We start from the raw sequence: 16,347 nt of genomic DNA on the forward strand, positions 1-16,347 counted from the left end.
AGTTATCCTTCTACCTCAATCCCCATACTGCGCGCACTCCCCATGACGATTTTTTTTGCCGCCTCGAGGGTGGTGGTGTTGAGATCTTCCATTTTAGTTTGGGCGATTTCTTCCACTTGCTTCATGGTGAGCTTGCCCACTTTATTTTTTAGGGGGTTGTCTGAACCTTTAGCCACCCCACTGGCTTTTTTAATCAAGTCTGTAACAGGAGGCTTTTTGGTGATAAAAGTGAAACTTTTATCTTGATAAACCGTGATGATGACGGGGATATTAAAGCTTCCCATGTCCTTGGTTTTCTCATTAAACGCCTTACAAAACTCCATGATATTCACGCCCCTTTGGCCTAAAGCAGGACCAATGGGCGGGCTGGGGTTTGCCTTACCGGCGGGGACTTGTAATTTAATCTGCCCGACAACTTTCTTTGCCATGCACTCTCCTTAAATGATTTTTTCCACTTGAGAATATAAAATTTCGATCAAGGTGTTGCGCCCAAAGATGGACACATTGAGTTTCAACTTGCGGTGCTCCACATCGTATTCCTCCACCGTGGCGGTGAAGTTTGCAAAGGGACCTTCAATGATGCGCACCACTTCGCCTTTTTCGTAGTAAATCTTGGGTTTGGGGGCGGCGCGGTTCGTCATTTTCTCTAGGATATTGCCGATGTCCGCATCGCTTAAAGGCGTAGGTTTCTTGCTCTCGCCGATAAAACGGCTCACACGGGGCAGAGATTGGATTTTATGCCAAAGCACGGTGTCTAAATCCACTTTAATGAACACATAGCCGGGGTATAGGCTACGCTCGGTTACTTTATTCTTGCTCTTTTTAGACAGCTCGATCACATCCTCAGTAGGCACGATGATCTCTTGCACCCGATCGCTGATATTGTTTTCACGCACCATGTTTTCAATGGCTTTTTTCACGGACTGCTCGCTGCCTGAATAAGTTTGGATCGCATACCACTCCATACCCACGCTAACCCCTTAAAGGATGCTCGCAACAAAAGACGACAAAACAAAATCGATCAAAGTCAAAAACAGCGTGATGATCGTTACAACAATCAGTACGGACACCAAAGCGTTTCTAATCTGCTCTTTGAGCGGAAAGATCACCTTTGATAGCTCTTCTTTTGTCAACTTGTACTGCGCTAATAGTTTATTCATGCCACCTACTTTAATTTCACCCCTGGCAGGCCAGGAGGGACTCGAACCCCCAACAATCGGTTTTGGAGACCGGTGCTCTACCATTGGAGCTACTGACCTACAACCCCCCTCCTATTGCCTAGCTGCTTTTAAGCTTCACTTCCTTGTGGATGGTGTGCTTATTCTCTCTAGGGCAGAACTTTTTGAGCTCCAGTTTTTCCGTGTTTGTCTTGGCATTTTTGGTTGTGCTGTAATTGATCTCAGCACAATCTGCACACTTCAATCCTACCTTAACTTTCACAATGTGTCCTACTCGATGATTTTGGTAACCACACCCGCGCCCACGGTTTTACCGCCTTCACGGATCGCAAATTTTGTCCCAAGTTCTAGGGCAATAGAGCTGATGAGCTCTACCACGATTTTAGTGTTATCGCCTGGCATGATCATCTCTGTGCCCTCGGGCAAAGTGATGGAGCCGGTCACATCGGTGGTGCGGACATAAAACTGCGGGCGGTAGCCGTTGAAGAAAGGCGTATGGCGGCCGCCTTCCTCTTTAGAGAGTACATACACCTCGCCCTCGAATTTTTTATGGGGGGTGATGGAGCCGGGTTTGCAAAGCACCATGCCCCTAAAGACTTCCTCTTTTTTAGTGCCACGCAAAAGCACGCCCACATTGTCCCCGGCTTCGCCTTTTTCAAGCTCTTTTCTAAACATTTCTACACCGGTCACAGTGGTTTTTGGGTGGGTTTAATGCCCACAATTTCCACTTCATCTTGGAGTTTCACAGTGCCACGCTCAATACGACCGGTCACCACGGTGCCCCGCCCGGCAATGGAGAACACATCTTCTACAGGCATCAAGAAAGCCTTTTCTATGTCGCGCTCAGGGGTGGGGATGTACTTATCCACTTCTTCCATGAGTTTGAGCACTTTTTGACCCCACTCGCCGATGTTGCCTGCTTTGGCTTCTTCTAAAGCTTTTAAAGCAGAGCCAGCCACAATGGGGGTGTCATCCCCGGGGAATTCATAAGTGCTTAGAAGTTCGCGCACTTCCATTTCTACCAAGTCCAAGAGCTCTTGATCATCTACCATGTCTTGTTTGTTTAAGAACACCACAATGTAGGGCACACCCACTTGGCGGGCGAGCAAAATATGCTCGCGGGTTTGGGGCATGGGGCCATCAGCGGCAGACACCACGAGAATCGCGCCATCCATCTGCGCCGCACCGGTGATCATGTTTTTCACATAGTCGGCGTGTCCGGGGCAATCCACATGCGCGTAGTGGCGGTTTTCTGTGGAATACTCAATGTGAGAAGTGGCGATCGTGATGCCCCTTTCTTTTTCCTCGGGGGCGTTGTCGATGTTATCGTAGTCTTTTAATTCGGCTAGACCTTTTAAAGAAAGCACCGCAGAGATTGCCGCGCTCAAAGTGGTTTTACCATGGTCAACATGCCCGATGGTGCCCACATTGACATGGGGTTTGTTTCGTTCAAACTTAGCTTTTGCCATTGTCTTAACTCCTCTATAGAATTTAAAGCATGTGTTAAGGGGGAAACTGGAGCCCATAAGCGGGATTGAACCGCCGACCTCTTCCTTACCAAGGAAGTGCTCTACCCCTGAGCTATATGGGCACTCTCCCCTACACTGGAGCGGGAAACGGGGCTCGAACCCGCGACCCTCAGCTTGGAAGGCTGATGCTCTAGCCAACTGAGCTATTCCCGCACTGGTGGTGAGACGTGGATTCGAACCACGGAAGGCGAAAGCCAGCAGATTTACAGTCTGCCCTCGTTGGCCACTTGAGTATCTCACCTACTGGAGCTGGCTAAGGGAATCGAACCCCCAACCTGCTGCTTACAAGGCAGCTGCTCTACCAATTGAGCTAAGCCAGCGCAAAATAAGCTGCTATTATAGCTAATTTAACTCCCCCTTGTCAAGCCCTCTCGCTTAAGGCCAAATAATGTTATAGTAAGCCCCATTTTTAACACAAAGGAACACTATGCGCTTTTTTTCACTTAGCCTCATCCTAGCCGGCTTGCTCTCGGCCTCTCCTTATAAGATTGATGCCACCCACTCTAGCGTGGGTTTCACTGCCACACACTTATTGGTGTCTAAGGTTAGTGGAGACTTCTCCCAATTTAAGGGGGTTGCGGACATTGAAAAGGGGCAGTTAAAAGCCCTAGATGGCGAGATCGAGATCAAGAGCATCGACACCAAAAACGCCAAAAGAGACAAAGATTTACTCTCGGCTAACTTCTTTGATGCACACGAATACCCCAAGGGCTATTTAAAAGCCACAAAAATCAGCCAAAAAAGCGATGGGGGCTTGCAAATCGAAGCCATGTTAAAACTTAAAGACACAGAGAAAGAAATCACTCTAGAGGGTAAACTCACAGGACCCATTAAACACCCCAAGAGCGGGGCGGATGTCTATGGGCTAGAGTTGCAGGGCGTGGTTTCGCGCAAAGTCTTTAAAATCGGGCAAAACACCCCCCCTAAACTTGTGGGTGAGAATATCCAAGTTGCCATCCATTTGGAGTTGCACCACTAATTTAAGTTTTTTAGGCTAAAATTGCCCCTTTTAGGGAGTGCAACTATGGAGATTAAGAAGGCGTTTTTAGGGTATTTTGAGGGTTTAGGGCATCTGTGGGTGCCCAGCTCAAGTTTAGTGCCCCAAGATTCCTCTTTGCTTTTCACGAATGCGGGCATGGTGCAGTTTAAAGACATTTTCTTAGGCAAGACCAAGCCTTTCACAAACCGCGCCACGAGTGCCCAGCTGTGTATGCGTGCGGGGGGCAAACACAACGACTTAGAAAATGTCGGCTACACCAACCGCCACCACACCTTGTTTGAGATGTTGGGCAATTTCTCGTTTTTTGACTACTTCAAAGAAGAAGCCATTGCTTACGCCTTTGAGTTCGTGCATAAACACTTGGGCTTTGACAAAGAGAGCATTTACATTAGTGTGCACGAAAAAGACCAAGAAGCCTATAAACTATGGCAAAAATTTATCCCCCATGATCGTATTAAAACGATGGGCGATAAGGATAATTTTTGGCAAATGGCAGACACCGGACCTTGTGGGTATTGCAGTGAAATTTACATAGACCAAGGGGAGAAGTATTTTCACTCCAAAGAGGATTACTTCGGGGGCGAGGGGGATCGCTTTCTAGAAATTTGGAATTTAGTTTTTATGCAATACGATCGCTCTAAAGAGGGTGTTTTAACCCCCCTTGAAAAGCCCTGTATCGACACTGGCATGGGCTTAGAGAGGGTGCAAGCCCTCTTAGAGGGGGTGCAAAACAACTTTGATAGCTCGCTGTTTAAACCCCTAATGGCGTGCATTGAAAAGAGCTTTGGGCTCGAGTATGCCAAGCACAAAGAATCCTTTAGGGTGCTAGCCGATCACGCCCGCAGTGTGGCGTTTTTGCTAGGCATGGGGGTGTATTTTGAAAACACGGGGCGGGGTTATGTCTTGCGGCGCATTTTAAGGCGGGCTTTAAGGCATGGCTATTTGTTGCAACAAGCCAAGGGCAGGAATTTAGAAAGCCCCTTTTTCTATGAGATTTTGGGGCATTTTTGCGATTTGATGCTGGGTTACCCCCTACTCAAAGAACACCAAGAGAGCATTAAAGCCGAGTGCAAGGCAGAGGAAGAGTTGTTTTTAGCCACTTTAGATAAGGGCATGCATTTATTCGAAAAAGCGCTCACCGAGTGCAAAGGCAGTGCCTTTAGCGGGGCTGTGGCGTTTAAGTTGTATGACACCTATGGTTTCCCTTTGGATTTAACCGCCGACATGCTAAGGGGCTTGAACTTGCAAGTGGATATGCAAGAATACCAAGCCTGCATGCAAGAGCAAAAACAACGCTCGGCGCATAGTTTTAGACAAAGCAACGCCAAGGACGGCTTGAAGGCATTAGATTTGAGCCATTTAGAGCCCAACCACTTTGCCGGCTACACCACAGAAAACTTGCAAACCCAAGTTGTCGCCCTTTATCCGCTAGAGGACAACACCGCCTATATCGTGCTTAAAGATACCCCCTTTTACCCCCAAGGCGGTGGGCCCATCGGCGATAAAGGGGTGTTGTTGGACCCTAGCCATGTGCTTTTAGCTAAAGTCCTAGACACGCAAAAAGTGGGGGGGGTCAATGCGAGTTTGATCGAGTTAGAGCCGGGGGCAAGCTTAAAAGAGGGCGATGGGGTGGTGGCCAAGGTGAGCGATCGGGCTGAGATTGCCAAGCACCACAGCGCCACACATTTATTGCATTTAGCCCTACGGACTATCTTAACTGAAAGTGCCAGACAAGAGAACAAAAACGCCCAAATCCAGCAAAAGGGCAGTTACATTGAGCCCCACCGCTTGCGCTTTGACTTTAGCTTTTACCGCAACTTGAGCGATGAGGAGTTAGAGCAAATCGAAAGCTTTGTCAATGCCAAAATCAGCGAGGGAGCGACCACTTGCGTTAAAAGCGTGGGGGCTAATGAGGCAAGAGAGAGCGGGGCTGTCATGCTCTTTGAGGACAAATACCTAGACGAGGTGCGCCTTGTAGACATTGCGGGGAGTTTGGAGGCGTGTGGGGGCGTGCATGTGCCAAATAGCGCAAATATCGGGGGCTTTGCCATTGTCAAAAGCTCGGGGGTGAGTGCGGGGGTTCGGCGCATTGAGGCGGTGTGTGGCAGAGCGTATTATGCGTTTATCGCCAGTGAAAGGCGCATTTTAAAGCAAGCCCGCACGCAGTTAAAAACCCAAGACTTATTAAAAGCTCTAAAACATAAAGAACAAGCCCCCAAAAGCACCCCACCCAAAGAGCCCACCTTGACGCCTATTGAGGGGCAGGTCTTTCATTTAGCCACCCTAAGCGGGCTTAAAGAGCACTTGAGCCATTTTTTGACCTTCATAGAGAAATACAAGAGCCGACAAGAGCCCGTGGTAGCATTGTTTCAATACCACAATTTGCAAAAAAATTGCGTGGAGGTGGTCTTAAAATCTGTGGGCGGGCACGATGTGCGCCCCCTTTTAGAGGCTCTAAAGGCACATAGCCAAAGTCTAGGCTATGCGAGCAAGGGCGGAGGACGGGCAGACCATGCGTCCTTAGTGCTGTCTTGTGGGGGGGATTTTAACGCCCAAGACTTGCAAGATATCCAAGAAGCCTTGCATTTAAAAGCGTTGGAGGTCTTAAAACCCTAATGCACACAAACACTCTATTTTTAATGCTCTTTGTGTCGCTCATGCTAGGGCTTGTGGGGTTGCTGATTTTTTTATGGGGCTTGAAAGGCAAGCAATTTAACGATGAGAAAAAAATGCTCGAGTGCTTGCTCTATGACAGCCCACAGGATTTAGCCATCGCCAAACAAGAGGAGGAAGCACAAAAATCTAAGAGAAAGGAAGCGCGTGGGTGAAGTTTATGATGTTTTGGTTGTAGGGGCGGGTCCTGGCGGGATCGCTGCTACCATTGAGTGCCAAATTAATGGGATTTCTAATGTCTTGCTGTGTGAAAAGGACGAGGCGTGCTGTGGGATGTTGCGCAAATACTACAAGGCGCATAAACGGGTGGATAAGGACTACCGTAAACAGGTCGTGGACATTAAGGGGCATATCCCCTTTAGCGACACGGATAAAGAGGGGGCCCTAGAGGTCTTTGAGAAAGCCCTAGCTGAGTATAAAACCCCCGTGCGCTATAAAACCAATATTGAGAGTGTAGCAAAAAAGGGTGAACTCTTTGAGGTCGCTAGCTCGGCTAATGAGGTCTTTAAAGCCCGCGCGGTGGTGATCGCCATTGGCAAAATGGGACAGCCTAACCGCCCCAGCTACCCAATCCCCGTAGAGATCATGCGCCAAGTGGTCTATACGATCAACGACTGCAAGGAAAAAGAGGAGGTTTTGGTTGTGGGCGGGGGCAATTCGGCGGTGGAATACGCCATCGCCCTAGCCCCCACAAACACCACGACCTTAAACTACCGCCAAAGCACCTTTAGCCGTGTCAATGAGGAGAATTTAAAAGCCCTTGAAGAGGCGTTTTCTAGGAATTTAAAAAGCAAATTAGGCGTGGATATTTTGGGCTTAGAAGGCTTAGAGGGGCGCATTCAAGTGAATTTTGCCGACAACACGAGCGGAGTGTATGATAGGATTTTATACGCCATAGGTGGAGCGACCCCTTTGGAGTTTTTAAAAAAATGCCAAGTCCAGTTAGAGAATAACTTACCGGTGGTGAGCCAAGAACAAGAGAGCAATATTGAAAACCTTTTCGTCGTGGGGGACATTCTCTACAAGTCGGGAGCGAGCATTGGCATTGGCTTAAATGGGGGATTTGATGTGGCGCAAGTGCTTAAAAGCCGTTTGGCTTAGTGCCTTATTTTTCACCTTAACGCAAGGAGCAAACATGCAATTTTTTAAAGTCTTCATCCATACGGACCCACAAGGGTTTTTAGATTTAAAATTTGGGGGCAACGCGCCTAAAGAGTTTTTGACAAATGGGCTGCCCAAACTCTCGCCTGAAATCTCGTGGGAGGCGGTGAGCGGGGCGAAGAGTTATGCGTTAGAGCTCATCGATCACGATGCGGCAAGGGTGTGTGGCAAAACCTTTATCCATTGGGTCGTGGGGAATATCCAAGGCACGGAGCTTAAAGAAAACGCTGCGCTGGAAGACAAAGAGATCGCCCAAGGGGTCAATTCAATGACCGAGGGGTTTTTGCGCTCCGGTTTAAGCCCCACAGAGCAAGAAAAATCTAACCTAGAAAACAGCACCTACATAGGCCCCATGCCCCCCGATAGAGACCACCACTATTTAATCCAAGTCTATGCCCTAGATGTGGCGCATTTAGACCTAAAAAAACCCTTCTTTTTGGGCGAATTGCACGATGCCATGCGTGGGCACATTTTAGGCATGGGGCGGGTGGAATTTAAATACCCCAAAATGCGCCACTAAGGGCTAATACAGCTTTAAACTTAGGCGTGTTAAAATAGCAACTTTTTACGATGGGGGGATTTCATTAGTTTAGAGGTTAGAAATGTCGCAAGAAGGATTGCATTTAGATTTAGACATACACATGATCAGCGCAATTTTACCCCACCGTTATCCGTTTTTATTGGTGGATCGGGTGTTGCGCCTGGAGCCTTATAAAGAGGTGCATGCCTATAAAAACATCACCTATAATGAAGAGGTTTTTATGGGGCACTTCCCGGGTAAACCCATTTACCCCGGGGTGTTGATCGTGGAGGGCATGGCACAAGCCGGGGGCTTGCTCGCCTTTGTGAGCTTGTTTGGGGCAGACCCAGAAGTGGCGGCGACTAAAATCGTGTATTTCATGACCATCGATCGGGTGAAGTTTAGAAACCCCGTGATCCCCGGCGATCAGCTCCACTACCATTTGAGCGAACAAAAACACAAGGGCATGATTTGGCAAGTGGGGGGCGTGGCTAAGGTGGGCGATAAAGTCGTGGCAGAAGCCGAGCTTAAAGCCATGATCGTGGATCGCAAGGAAGATAAATGATCGCCCCCACTGCCATCATAGAAGCCGGGGCCAAGATCGACCCAAGCGTAGAGGTCGGGCATTTTTGCGTGATCGGACCTAATGTGGTTTTAGAGGCGGGAGTGAAACTCTACAACAATGTTACCTTACTAGGGCACACCACCATTAAAAAAGACACCACCATTTTCCCCTACGCCGTGCTAGGCACGATTCCGCAAGATTTAAAATACGAGGGCGAGGAGTCCTATCTCATCATCGGGGAGCGCAATTTGATCCGCGAACATTGCATGATCAACCCGGGCACCAAGGGCGGGGGGTATCAAACGATCATTGGCAACGACAACCTTTTAATGGCGTATGTGCATGTCGCCCACGATTGCAAGATTGGAAACCATTGCATTTTAGCCAATGGCGTAACCCTTGCCGGGCACATTGAGATCGCCGACTATGTGAATATTGGAGGGCTCACGGCGATCCACCAATTCACACGGATCGCCAAGGGGTGCATGGTCGCTGGGGCGAGCGCTTTAGGGCGAGATGTCCCCCCTTATTGCAATGCTGAGGGCAACCGGGCGTTCATTAGAGGGCTTAATCGCCACCGCATGCGTAAGCTCTTGCAAAGCAGTGAGATCGATTTTATCAGCAGGCTGTATAAAAAGCTCTTTGATTTAGAAACCACCAGCATTAGAGAGAACGCCCAAAAGATTTTAGAGGAATACCCCAACAATCCCCACGCTAGAGAAATTTGTGAATTTGTTTTAGAAACCCAAAGAGGGATCGCCATCAAGGCATGGGTTCTTAAAGAACAGGAGGATATGTGAACACCCGTTATTGTAGTTTTTGCAGCAAACCCGAAAACACTTTGCCCCACCACCGCCGTTTGGTGTTTTCGTCCAAAAAATCCGGCAAAGACATACACATTTGCGAATACTGCGTGGAAGTGATATACCAAGAACTCCACGCTAAATTGCACGGCGGTCTTTTAGAGGTGAGAAAGCCCATCCTAGAGGAGAGCACCCCAAGTAAAGCCCTAATCCCCATCGCTTCGCCCAAACTCTTGAAAGAAGCTCTAGACAATTATGTCGTGGGGCAAGAGGAGGCTAAGAGGGTCTTAAGCGTGGCGGTTTATAACCATTACAAACGCCTAAACTACCAAGAAACTAGAGATGCCTTAAGCCAAGAAGTGGAGATTTCTAAATCCAATATTTTATTAGTGGGTCCCACGGGCAGCGGTAAAACCCTCATGGCGCAGACTTTGGCGCGTTTTTTAAATGTTCCCATTGCCATCAGCGATGCCACGAGCCTCACCGAGGCAGGGTATGTGGGCGAGGATGTAGAGAACATTTTAACCCGCTTGCTGCAAGCCAGCGATGGCGATGTGGCGCGGGCACAAAGGGGGATTGTGTTCATTGATGAGATCGATAAAATCGCCCGCTTGTCTGAGAACCGCTCCATTACAAGAGATGTTTCGGGCGAGGGCGTGCAACAAGCCCTGCTCAAAATCATTGAGGGGGCAGTGGTGAATATCAGCCCCAAAGGGGGGCGCAAACACCCCAATGAAAACTTCGTGCAGATCGACACTACGAACATTTTGTTCATCTGTGGCGGGGCGTTTGATGGCATCATTGACATCATCAAACGGCGCATCCACAGCAATGTGTTAGGCTTTGGCAATGAGAAAAAAACCAAAGAACAATTAGAAAATATTTTGCATTTAGTCGAGCCCGAGGACTTGATCTCTTATGGCTTGATCCCTGAACTCATCGGGCGTTTGCCTGTGATCTCCACCTTAAAATCCATTTCCAAAGAGGCGATGATCGACATCTTGCAAAAGCCTAAAAATGCTTTAACCAAGCAATACCAAGAGCTATTTAAAATGGATGGCGTGGAGCTCACTTTTGAGGACGAAGCGATCGAGGCGATCGCCGATTTAGCGATCAAGCGTAAGGTGGGCGCAAGGGGCTTAAGGGCGATCATTGAGAGCTTTAGCCTAGACATCATGTTTGACTTGCCTGCCTTGAAGGATTACCAAGTCATCATCACCAAAGAGTGCGTGCTAAAGCAAGAAAAACCTTTGTTTATCAAAAAAAACAAACCCCTTTTAATGCCCTCATGAACCCAAAGGAAAGAGTATGATCTTAGATAAATTAATCGGTGTGTTCTCCCACGATATTGCCATTGACTTAGGCACGGCTAACACCGTGGTGAGTGTGAAGGGTCAAGGCATCATCATCAACGAACCTTCTATTGTGGCGGTCAAGCTCAACAAATATGACCGCATGGAGGAAATCTTAGCTGTGGGTGCAGAGGCAAAGGAAATGATCGGTAAGACCCCAACAGGGGTACAGGCCATCCGCCCCATGAAAGACGGCGTGATCGCGGATTTTAACATCGCAGAAAAGATGATCCGCTACTTCATTGAAAAGGCGCATAAGCGCAAATCCTTGATCCGCCCGCGCATCATGGTGTGCGTGCCCTATGGCTTAACGAGCGTGGAGCGCAAGGCAGTCAAAGAGAGCGCGATGAGCGCGGGGGCTAGAGAGGTTTTTTTGATTGAAGAGCCTATGGCGGCGGCGATCGGTGCGGGGCTACCCGTGAAAGACCCCCAGGGCAGCTTGATTGTGGATATTGGGGGGGGCACGACCGAGATCGGCGTGATTAGTCTTGGTGGGCTTGTGGTGAGCAAGAGCGTTAGAGTGGCGGGCAATAAATTAGATACAAGCATTGTAGACTATGTCCGCAAAACCTACAACCTGCAAATCGGGGAGCGGACGGGCGAGGAAGTCAAAATCGCCATCGGTTCAGCCATTGAGCTAAACCCCCCCTTGACTATGGAGGTGAGCGGACGGGATCAAGTGAGTGGGATTTTAAGCACCATTGAACTCAGTAGCGAAGATGTAAGGGAGGCCATTAAAGAGCAAATTAGAGAGATCAGCGATGCCTTGAAGTCTGTACTAGAGGAAGTCAAGCCAGATTTAGCAAGGGATTTAGTGGAAAATGGCGTGGTGCTAACAGGTGGCGGTGCGCTCATTCGAGGCTTGGACAAATACCTAAGTAATATCGTAAAACTCCCCGTGTTTGTAGGCGAAGAGCCTTTACTTGCTGTGGCACGAGGCACGAGTAAGGCGATTGAAGACTTAGATTTACTCAGCTCTCTAGGGGATATTTAATTTTTGATTAGTCGGCGCATCCTTTTAGTTTTAATTGCAATTTTTGGGATGCTTTACTGGCTCAACATCAAAGGCTCGAGCAGTTTTATTAGCGATAAAATCCGCATCTTTGTTTTAACCACAAAAGACAATTTAGTTTTTGCCTACCAAAAACACTTCAACCAAGCCCGCTTGCTTGAGGAAAACAGAAAACAGCTCAAAGCCTATGAAAATTTAAAACTTGCCTATGCAAACTTAAGCGCTAGAAGTGAGGCTTTAGCCCTAGAGCTAGACGACTTGCAACAGCTAGAAAAGTCCAACCTAGACACGCCAAGTCTTGAAAACCTAAACCTTAAAATGCCAAACTCCCAAGTTTGCCCCCAAGTGCCAAGATCACCAACCCCGCCTACCTTCTGCCCACCCCCACCTTCACCCCCGCACGCATTTATGGCTTTATCAGCATGGACAACCCCTATCGGGTGCTTGTAGACATCCACAAACCCTACCCTAAAGACAAGATTCTAGGCATGGTCGCCTTTAACCAAGTGTTGGGCACCATCATCCAAAAGGACGGGCGTTTCGTGGGTCTACTCTATGGGGATAAACAAATGAGTTACAGCGTGGTGGCAAAGAGCGGACAAAAGGTCTACTATGGCTTTGTGAGGAACGAAAACTTTAAAACCTATGTGGATTTTCTGCCTTCTTATGCCACGCTGAAAGTGGGCGACCCCGTTTTTACTAGTGGGTTAGACCATATCTTTAGCCCAAACATCTATGTTGGCACAGTTGCTAGTATAGAAAACCGCTATCTTTACAAAAAAGCCCTGCTCAACATCAAACGCCCCCAAAACATGCCCTTTGAGGCGATCGTTGTGGCAGTGCCTTAATGCGCCCCTTATTTTTTGGTCTTGTGGTTTTTGTGTTCATGGGCTGTATGGGGATGATGCCCCTTATGATGATGCCCACCATGTCGGGGCTCTCTAGCGACAATGAGGACAACCTCAAACAGACCCACCAAAGCCTCTTTGACGATGACGATGACGATGGCCCGCCCGTGTACTATACCCGCCTAGACCCTGTCATGCTAGACACTCCAAAGGAGCAAGCCCAAAAAGAGCAGACTAATCTAGAAAAACAATTGGGCGGTAAAGTCCAAGAGCCTAAAAAACCCCAAACCAGCGAAACAAGTGGGCTTAGTTCGCAAGACATCCAAGGCACGCCCATGCCAAATGGGATTGAAATCCAACGCACGCAGGTGATGGATGAGCTTAAAAGCACTAAGGAAGCCTACGCCAAAGAGCCCAAAAAGACCCAAGAGTCCTACCACACCCTACTGAATTATTGCGCCAAAAACGCCCTGTTTAACGAGCTAGGGGCGCATTTAATCATCAAGGCGAGCGAAACCAAGCAATGCCAACGCATGCAAAAAGCCTACTTTGTGGTGCTAAGCCAACATTACAGCCAAATAGAGCCGATCGACCAAGCCAAAGTCGCTTTACACGATATTATGATCGGTTGTAGTACACAAATAGATCGTCAAAAGATTTTACAAAGCGCATTTTTCGCCCGCTTAAAGCCCGACATCACCAGCCCCAAGGACCGCTACTTGTTGCGCCACTTCACCCACGCCAAGCCCCTCAATGGCGACAAACTTCACGCCCTGCTTGAAGACCCCAAACTAGGCGAGAAGTTCTACCGCTGCCAATATTTTTTACACGCCAAGTAGGGTCTTCAGGCTAAAAGAGAACAAATCGGTCAATGTTGCCACTATTAAGGCAGAGTCTTTCAAAGCATGGAAAGTCAGTTATCGAAAACGGTCTTGCTTTTAAAAAATCTCTATTTTAGGACACTCCACTCTAGGGGCATGAAATGGGGAATGATGAGCTGTCCATCTAAAAGTGCATTTGGCAAATTAGGCGGAGTTCTTTGGAGGGTGATTGTTTTTGCGGGGAGATCCGTTAGCCTATAGATACGCACGGCGTTGGTGCTGATAAAATCTTGTAAATGCTCTAAAGCGTTGTGTTTTTCAAATAAAGTGCAAAGCCCGCTAAGAAGTAAGGGCGCACTAAACACCCCTGCCGCACAAGTGCAAGTGTGTTTTGTAGCGAGCAAATGCGGGGCGCTGTCCGATCCAAAGCACACTTTTTTATGGGCTTTTAGGGCAAGCTCTAGCAAGGTCACTTGATCTTTAGGGGTCTTAAGCAAGGGTTTACAGAATAAATGGGGGGAGAGCATACCCCCTGCCAAAGCATCTAAGTTTAGGGTTAAATGGTGCAAGGTCAAGGTGGCATATAAGTTGGGGTATTGCTCCAACAAAGCAACACTACGCCGATCACTCATATGTTCCAAGATTATGGTGAGTTTGTTAAAGGTTTTGGCTAAAGTGTGGATGACGGGGTGAAACTCAAATTCCCTTTCAAGCACAAAGCCCACGCTCTCGGCATGCACGCATAGAATAAAGCCCAAATCCTGCGCAATGTCTAAAATCTCTAGCATTTTGGGGCTTAAAATATCGCTCACCCCCTGTGCGGAGTTGGTGGTGGCGTTCTTGGGGTAGAGTTTGAGTAAAAAGAGCCCCTGTTCTTTGGCAGATTGTAGGCTCTCTTTACTTAGCTCTTCATTTAAATACAGAGCCACTAAAGGCTTGAAGTGGGGGGCTAGGGCGGTGATTTGTGCTTGGTAGGCTAGGGCTAGGGCTGGAGTGCTTAAGGGCGTGCTTAAATTTGGCATCACCACCGCCGCACTAAAGGGTGTTGCGCTAAAGGGCAAGACGGCTTTTAATAAATCACCTTCTCTTAGGTGAAGGTGCATGTCTAAGGGATTATGTAAAGTGAAGGTCTGCATATGGAGTCTTAGCGGTAGATAAAATAGCGCACACGGATACGGATTAAGGTCGTGGTGGTGGGGCGTGGGTAGTCTTTGTAGGCGATGGTGATGGTCTTTAAGGTGTTGTCGTCTAAAAGTTTATAGCCGGACGCTTCTATGATTTTTAGACCCGTGATGTCGCCATTGGGGTGTAAATAAAACTCCACTGCATCCACGCCATCCTGCCCCAAATACCCCGCTGCACTAGGGTATTCTAGGTATTTTTGCGTGATCCGCCCAATTTCACTAAGGTTACTCTTGATGAAGTTTTTTTCAGCCGTGCCTAAGTCCCCAAACTCTTCACCATAGAGTTCATCAATATCCTTGCGAGTTTGGCTATCCATACCTTTATCATTCTCATAACTGCGGTCGCTCTGTCTAGGTGGGGGGGTGGCCGGAGTCTCTTCTGAGGGCAAGAAAGAGAGATTATTGGGGTTAAAGGTGTCGTCTTGCTTTTTCTTGACCGGCTTTTTCTCCTCTCTCTCTTCTTGATAAAGGGCTTTGTGCTTGCTTTCACGATTTGCCACTTGGGTGCGTTTGTGTCTGTGGGCGTGGCGTTCTTGGATGCGGTGTGTGGTGCGTTTAGGTCTGGGTTTAGGCTTAGGCTTGACCCGTGGAGTGGGGGGGCTAGGTGGGCTTGGGGGTTGTGGGGGGTTTGGGCTACGGGAGGCATTGGTGTGGTTTTAGGTGCAGCTCTTGAGGGTCTTAGTGCCCCCTGTGTGTGCTTGGTAGGATCAAGCGAGCGTCCCCTCTTTAGGACCAAGAGATTGCTCGGGTTGATTTTGACTAATTTAGGTCTGTGGAAAAACTTTTGTCCATACTCCAGTAGCCACCAAATGAAAAGGTGCAATAAGCACGACAAAACTAAGGAAATATAGAAATTGCGGTCAGAGCGTCTATCCTCCAACTCTTTATCAAGTGCGCGAACCCTAGACATATGAACTCTTGAGTTTAGATTGCCGTAGGTGTTTCTTGGTTTCTTCAACAAGGGCTTCTTTTTGGTGCAAAGACGGATCTTTTAGGGAAGTCTAGGGTGATTTTGTCTAAAACTAGGCTTTGGTGCGAATTTAGTAAAATCAAATACAGCTGGTTGCGCACTTCTATGGTGATGAGTTTGTGTGTGGAGTCTAAGGGCTTGACATAAGTGATGCTAGGCTCTAAGCCCACTTTGGGGAATAAGAACCTTTGGGTGCTTTTGCGCTTGAGTAACCACAAAACCAACAACAAGCCTACAATCACCACGCCCACTTTCCACAAATACTCCCACTCAAAGTCGGGGAGCTTATTGAGGACAGGTAGGGGCTTGGTGGGGGTGGCTTGGGGCTGTGTAGCTTGTGTAGCAATGGGGGCTGGGGTTAAGTCGGCAAATAAAGACACGAACTCTAGGCGTAAAAAGCGTTTATCTTGAGACAATTTGGCATTGACTTTGAAAAGGGTGTTGCTCTTAGGCACAATATAAAGGGTGTTGTTTTGGTTATGCACTTCTAATTGGTTCAATATAGTAGAGCTGAAGCGTTCAAATCTAGGCGCAAAGGGAGAGATATTTTGTAAAGTAATGGTTTGCGTGGACGAGATTTTAGGCACTTGTTGGAGTGGTTGGCTAAACAGCAACTCTAAGAGCACGCCCTTGTGGTCAGGAGTGGGGGTCACCTGTATATGTGCGAGTTGGTTTAGCGAGGTCCCCCATAAAATGTCTAAAACAAAAAAAACGCATATGATGGCTCTCAA

18 protein-coding genes, 5 tRNA genes and 2 pseudogenes are annotated in these 16,347 nt (G+C 48.1%); 12 read left to right on the plus strand and 13 right to left on the minus strand.

The features are described from left to right. Nucleotides 1–2: 2 nt before the first annotated feature. The 10 genes and pseudogenes from rplK to K6J74_RS06895 all read right to left on the minus strand — a co-directional run bounded on the left by rplK (nucleotide 3) and on the right by K6J74_RS06895 (nucleotide 3,027). The gene (gene rplK / locus K6J74_RS06850) at nucleotides 3–428 is read right to left on the minus strand and encodes a 50S ribosomal protein L11 (RefSeq protein ID WP_104742012.1); all 426 of its coding nucleotides are present in this window, start codon (nucleotides 426–428) and stop codon (nucleotides 3–5) included. A gap of 9 nt (nucleotides 429–437) precedes the next feature. Next, entirely contained in the window at nucleotides 438–965 is a 528-nt protein-coding gene (gene nusG / locus K6J74_RS06855; RefSeq protein ID WP_221272623.1) for a transcription termination/antitermination protein NusG, read from the minus strand. 15 nt (nucleotides 966–980) lie between these two features. Next, nucleotides 981–1,160, minus strand: a complete 180-nt coding sequence (gene secE, locus K6J74_RS06860; RefSeq protein WP_104742010.1) for a preprotein translocase subunit SecE — start codon at nucleotides 1,158–1,160, stop codon at nucleotides 981–983. A gap of 23 nt (nucleotides 1,161–1,183) precedes the next feature. After that, a tRNA-Trp gene (locus tag K6J74_RS06865) sits at nucleotides 1,184–1,259 on the minus strand. Nucleotides 1,260–1,278: 19 nt separating this feature from the next. Next, nucleotides 1,279–1,440, minus strand: coding sequence for a 50S ribosomal protein L33 (rpmG, locus tag K6J74_RS06870; protein ID WP_015107255.1), 162 nt, complete (start codon nucleotides 1,438–1,440; stop codon nucleotides 1,279–1,281). Between the two features lie 8 nt (nucleotides 1,441–1,448). Continuing rightward, a pseudogene (gene tuf, locus K6J74_RS06875) lies at nucleotides 1,449–2,647 on the minus strand (elongation factor Tu). Between the two features lie 47 nt (nucleotides 2,648–2,694). Further along, nucleotides 2,695–2,769, minus strand: a tRNA-Thr gene (locus K6J74_RS06880). Between the two features lie 14 nt (nucleotides 2,770–2,783). Then, nucleotides 2,784–2,860: transfer RNA gene (locus K6J74_RS06885), tRNA-Gly, on the minus strand. 2 nt (nucleotides 2,861–2,862) lie between these two features. Continuing rightward, nucleotides 2,863–2,948: transfer RNA gene (locus K6J74_RS06890), tRNA-Tyr, on the minus strand. 3 nt (nucleotides 2,949–2,951) lie between these two features. Continuing rightward, a tRNA-Thr gene (locus K6J74_RS06895) sits at nucleotides 2,952–3,027 on the minus strand. Between the two features lie 107 nt (nucleotides 3,028–3,134). Between K6J74_RS06895 and K6J74_RS06900 the strand changes: the two genes are divergently transcribed. The 12 genes from K6J74_RS06900 to K6J74_RS06950 all read left to right on the plus strand — a co-directional run bounded on the left by K6J74_RS06900 (nucleotide 3,135) and on the right by K6J74_RS06950 (nucleotide 13,480). Beyond that, nucleotides 3,135–3,686 (plus strand): YceI family protein, encoded by a 552-nt coding sequence (locus K6J74_RS06900; protein ID WP_221271654.1) that lies wholly within the window; start codon nucleotides 3,135–3,137, stop codon nucleotides 3,684–3,686. 45 nt (nucleotides 3,687–3,731) lie between these two features. Beyond that, nucleotides 3,732–6,323, plus strand: coding sequence for an alanine--tRNA ligase (gene alaS / locus K6J74_RS06905; RefSeq protein WP_221271656.1), 2,592 nt, complete (start codon nucleotides 3,732–3,734; stop codon nucleotides 6,321–6,323). Then, complete coding sequence (gene ccoS / locus K6J74_RS06910) at nucleotides 6,323–6,535, plus strand: cbb3-type cytochrome oxidase assembly protein CcoS (protein WP_221271658.1); 213 nt, start codon at nucleotides 6,323–6,325, stop codon at nucleotides 6,533–6,535. The genes alaS and ccoS overlap by 1 nt, the downstream gene beginning before the upstream one ends. Next, nucleotides 6,528–7,481 carry an NAD(P)-binding domain-containing protein gene (locus tag K6J74_RS06915; RefSeq protein WP_221271660.1) on the plus strand — a complete coding sequence of 318 codons (954 nt, stop codon included), beginning with the start codon at nucleotides 6,528–6,530 and terminating at the stop codon, nucleotides 7,479–7,481. The genes ccoS and K6J74_RS06915 overlap by 8 nt, the downstream gene beginning before the upstream one ends. A gap of 34 nt (nucleotides 7,482–7,515) precedes the next feature. Then, entirely contained in the window at nucleotides 7,516–8,061 is a 546-nt protein-coding gene (locus tag K6J74_RS06920) for a YbhB/YbcL family Raf kinase inhibitor-like protein (protein WP_221271662.1), read from the plus strand. Nucleotides 8,062–8,143: 82 nt separating this feature from the next. Beyond that, nucleotides 8,144–8,626, plus strand: coding sequence for a 3-hydroxyacyl-ACP dehydratase FabZ (fabZ, locus tag K6J74_RS06925; RefSeq protein WP_221271664.1), 483 nt, complete (start codon nucleotides 8,144–8,146; stop codon nucleotides 8,624–8,626). Further along, complete coding sequence (gene lpxA, locus K6J74_RS06930) at nucleotides 8,623–9,426, plus strand: acyl-ACP--UDP-N-acetylglucosamine O-acyltransferase (RefSeq protein WP_221271666.1); 804 nt, start codon at nucleotides 8,623–8,625, stop codon at nucleotides 9,424–9,426. The genes fabZ and lpxA overlap by 4 nt, the downstream gene beginning before the upstream one ends. Then, on the plus strand, nucleotides 9,423–10,721 hold the full coding sequence (clpX, locus tag K6J74_RS06935) for an ATP-dependent protease ATP-binding subunit ClpX (protein ID WP_221271668.1): 1,299 nt from the start codon (nucleotides 9,423–9,425) through the stop codon (nucleotides 10,719–10,721). Before lpxA ends, clpX begins: the two co-directional genes overlap by 4 nt. A 16-nt stretch (nucleotides 10,722–10,737) precedes the next feature. Beyond that, nucleotides 10,738–11,775 (plus strand): rod shape-determining protein, encoded by a 1,038-nt coding sequence (locus tag K6J74_RS06940; RefSeq protein WP_221271670.1) that lies wholly within the window; start codon nucleotides 10,738–10,740, stop codon nucleotides 11,773–11,775. Nucleotides 11,776–11,778: 3 nt separating this feature from the next. Beyond that, entirely contained in the window at nucleotides 11,779–12,243 is a 465-nt protein-coding gene (locus tag K6J74_RS08760; protein ID WP_260321575.1) for a hypothetical protein, read from the plus strand. Further along, a complete protein-coding gene (locus K6J74_RS08765; protein ID WP_260321576.1) occupies nucleotides 12,129–12,641 on the plus strand; it encodes a rod shape-determining protein MreC in 513 nt (170 codons plus the stop codon). The genes K6J74_RS08760 and K6J74_RS08765 overlap by 115 nt, the downstream gene beginning before the upstream one ends. After that, nucleotides 12,641–13,480 (plus strand): hypothetical protein, encoded by an 840-nt coding sequence (locus K6J74_RS06950; RefSeq protein WP_221271671.1) that lies wholly within the window; start codon nucleotides 12,641–12,643, stop codon nucleotides 13,478–13,480. The genes K6J74_RS08765 and K6J74_RS06950 overlap by 1 nt, the downstream gene beginning before the upstream one ends. A gap of 110 nt (nucleotides 13,481–13,590) precedes the next feature. On the opposite strand, the gene pyrC is transcribed toward K6J74_RS06950, so the two are convergent. From pyrC to K6J74_RS06965, 3 genes and pseudogenes are all read right to left on the minus strand, one after another. After that, nucleotides 13,591–14,598, minus strand: coding sequence for a dihydroorotase (pyrC, locus tag K6J74_RS06955; RefSeq protein WP_221271674.1), 1,008 nt, complete (start codon nucleotides 14,596–14,598; stop codon nucleotides 13,591–13,593). An 8-nt stretch (nucleotides 14,599–14,606) separates the two neighbouring features. Then, nucleotides 14,607–15,556 (minus strand): annotated as a pseudogene (locus K6J74_RS06960) (energy transducer TonB). Between the two features lie 44 nt (nucleotides 15,557–15,600). Further along, entirely contained in the window at nucleotides 15,601–16,347 is a 747-nt protein-coding gene (locus K6J74_RS06965; protein WP_260321577.1) for a hypothetical protein, read from the minus strand.

It is taken from the genome of Helicobacter sp. NHP19-012 (assembly GCF_019703325.1).
Classification (GTDB): domain Bacteria; phylum Campylobacterota; class Campylobacteria; order Campylobacterales; family Helicobacteraceae; genus Helicobacter; species Helicobacter gastrofelis.

What these genes read in the sequence shown, in the direction of transcription:
- rplK (WP_104742012.1), bottom strand. Translation starts at nt 428, where the DNA reads ATGGCAAAGAAAGTTGTCGGGCAGATTAAATTACAAGTCCCCGCCGGT.
- nusG (WP_221272623.1), bottom strand. Translation starts at nt 965, where the DNA reads ATGGAGTGGTATGCGATCCAAACTTATTCAGGCAGCGAGCAGTCCGTG.
- secE (WP_104742010.1), bottom strand. Translation starts at nt 1,160, where the DNA reads ATGAATAAACTATTAGCGCAGTACAAGTTGACAAAAGAAGAGCTATCA.
- K6J74_RS06900 (WP_221271654.1), top strand. Translation starts at nt 3,135, where the DNA reads ATGCGCTTTTTTTCACTTAGCCTCATCCTAGCCGGCTTGCTCTCGGCC.
- alaS (WP_221271656.1), top strand. Translation starts at nt 3,732, where the DNA reads ATGGAGATTAAGAAGGCGTTTTTAGGGTATTTTGAGGGTTTAGGGCAT.
- ccoS (WP_221271658.1), top strand. Translation starts at nt 6,323, where the DNA reads ATGCACACAAACACTCTATTTTTAATGCTCTTTGTGTCGCTCATGCTA.
- K6J74_RS06920 (WP_221271662.1), top strand. Translation starts at nt 7,516, where the DNA reads ATGCAATTTTTTAAAGTCTTCATCCATACGGACCCACAAGGGTTTTTA.
- fabZ (WP_221271664.1), top strand. Translation starts at nt 8,144, where the DNA reads ATGTCGCAAGAAGGATTGCATTTAGATTTAGACATACACATGATCAGC.
- lpxA (WP_221271666.1), top strand. Translation starts at nt 8,623, where the DNA reads ATGATCGCCCCCACTGCCATCATAGAAGCCGGGGCCAAGATCGACCCA.
- K6J74_RS06940 (WP_221271670.1), top strand. Translation starts at nt 10,738, where the DNA reads ATGATCTTAGATAAATTAATCGGTGTGTTCTCCCACGATATTGCCATT.
- K6J74_RS06950 (WP_221271671.1), top strand. Translation starts at nt 12,641, where the DNA reads ATGCGCCCCTTATTTTTTGGTCTTGTGGTTTTTGTGTTCATGGGCTGT.
- pyrC (WP_221271674.1), bottom strand. Translation starts at nt 14,598, where the DNA reads ATGCAGACCTTCACTTTACATAATCCCTTAGACATGCACCTTCACCTA.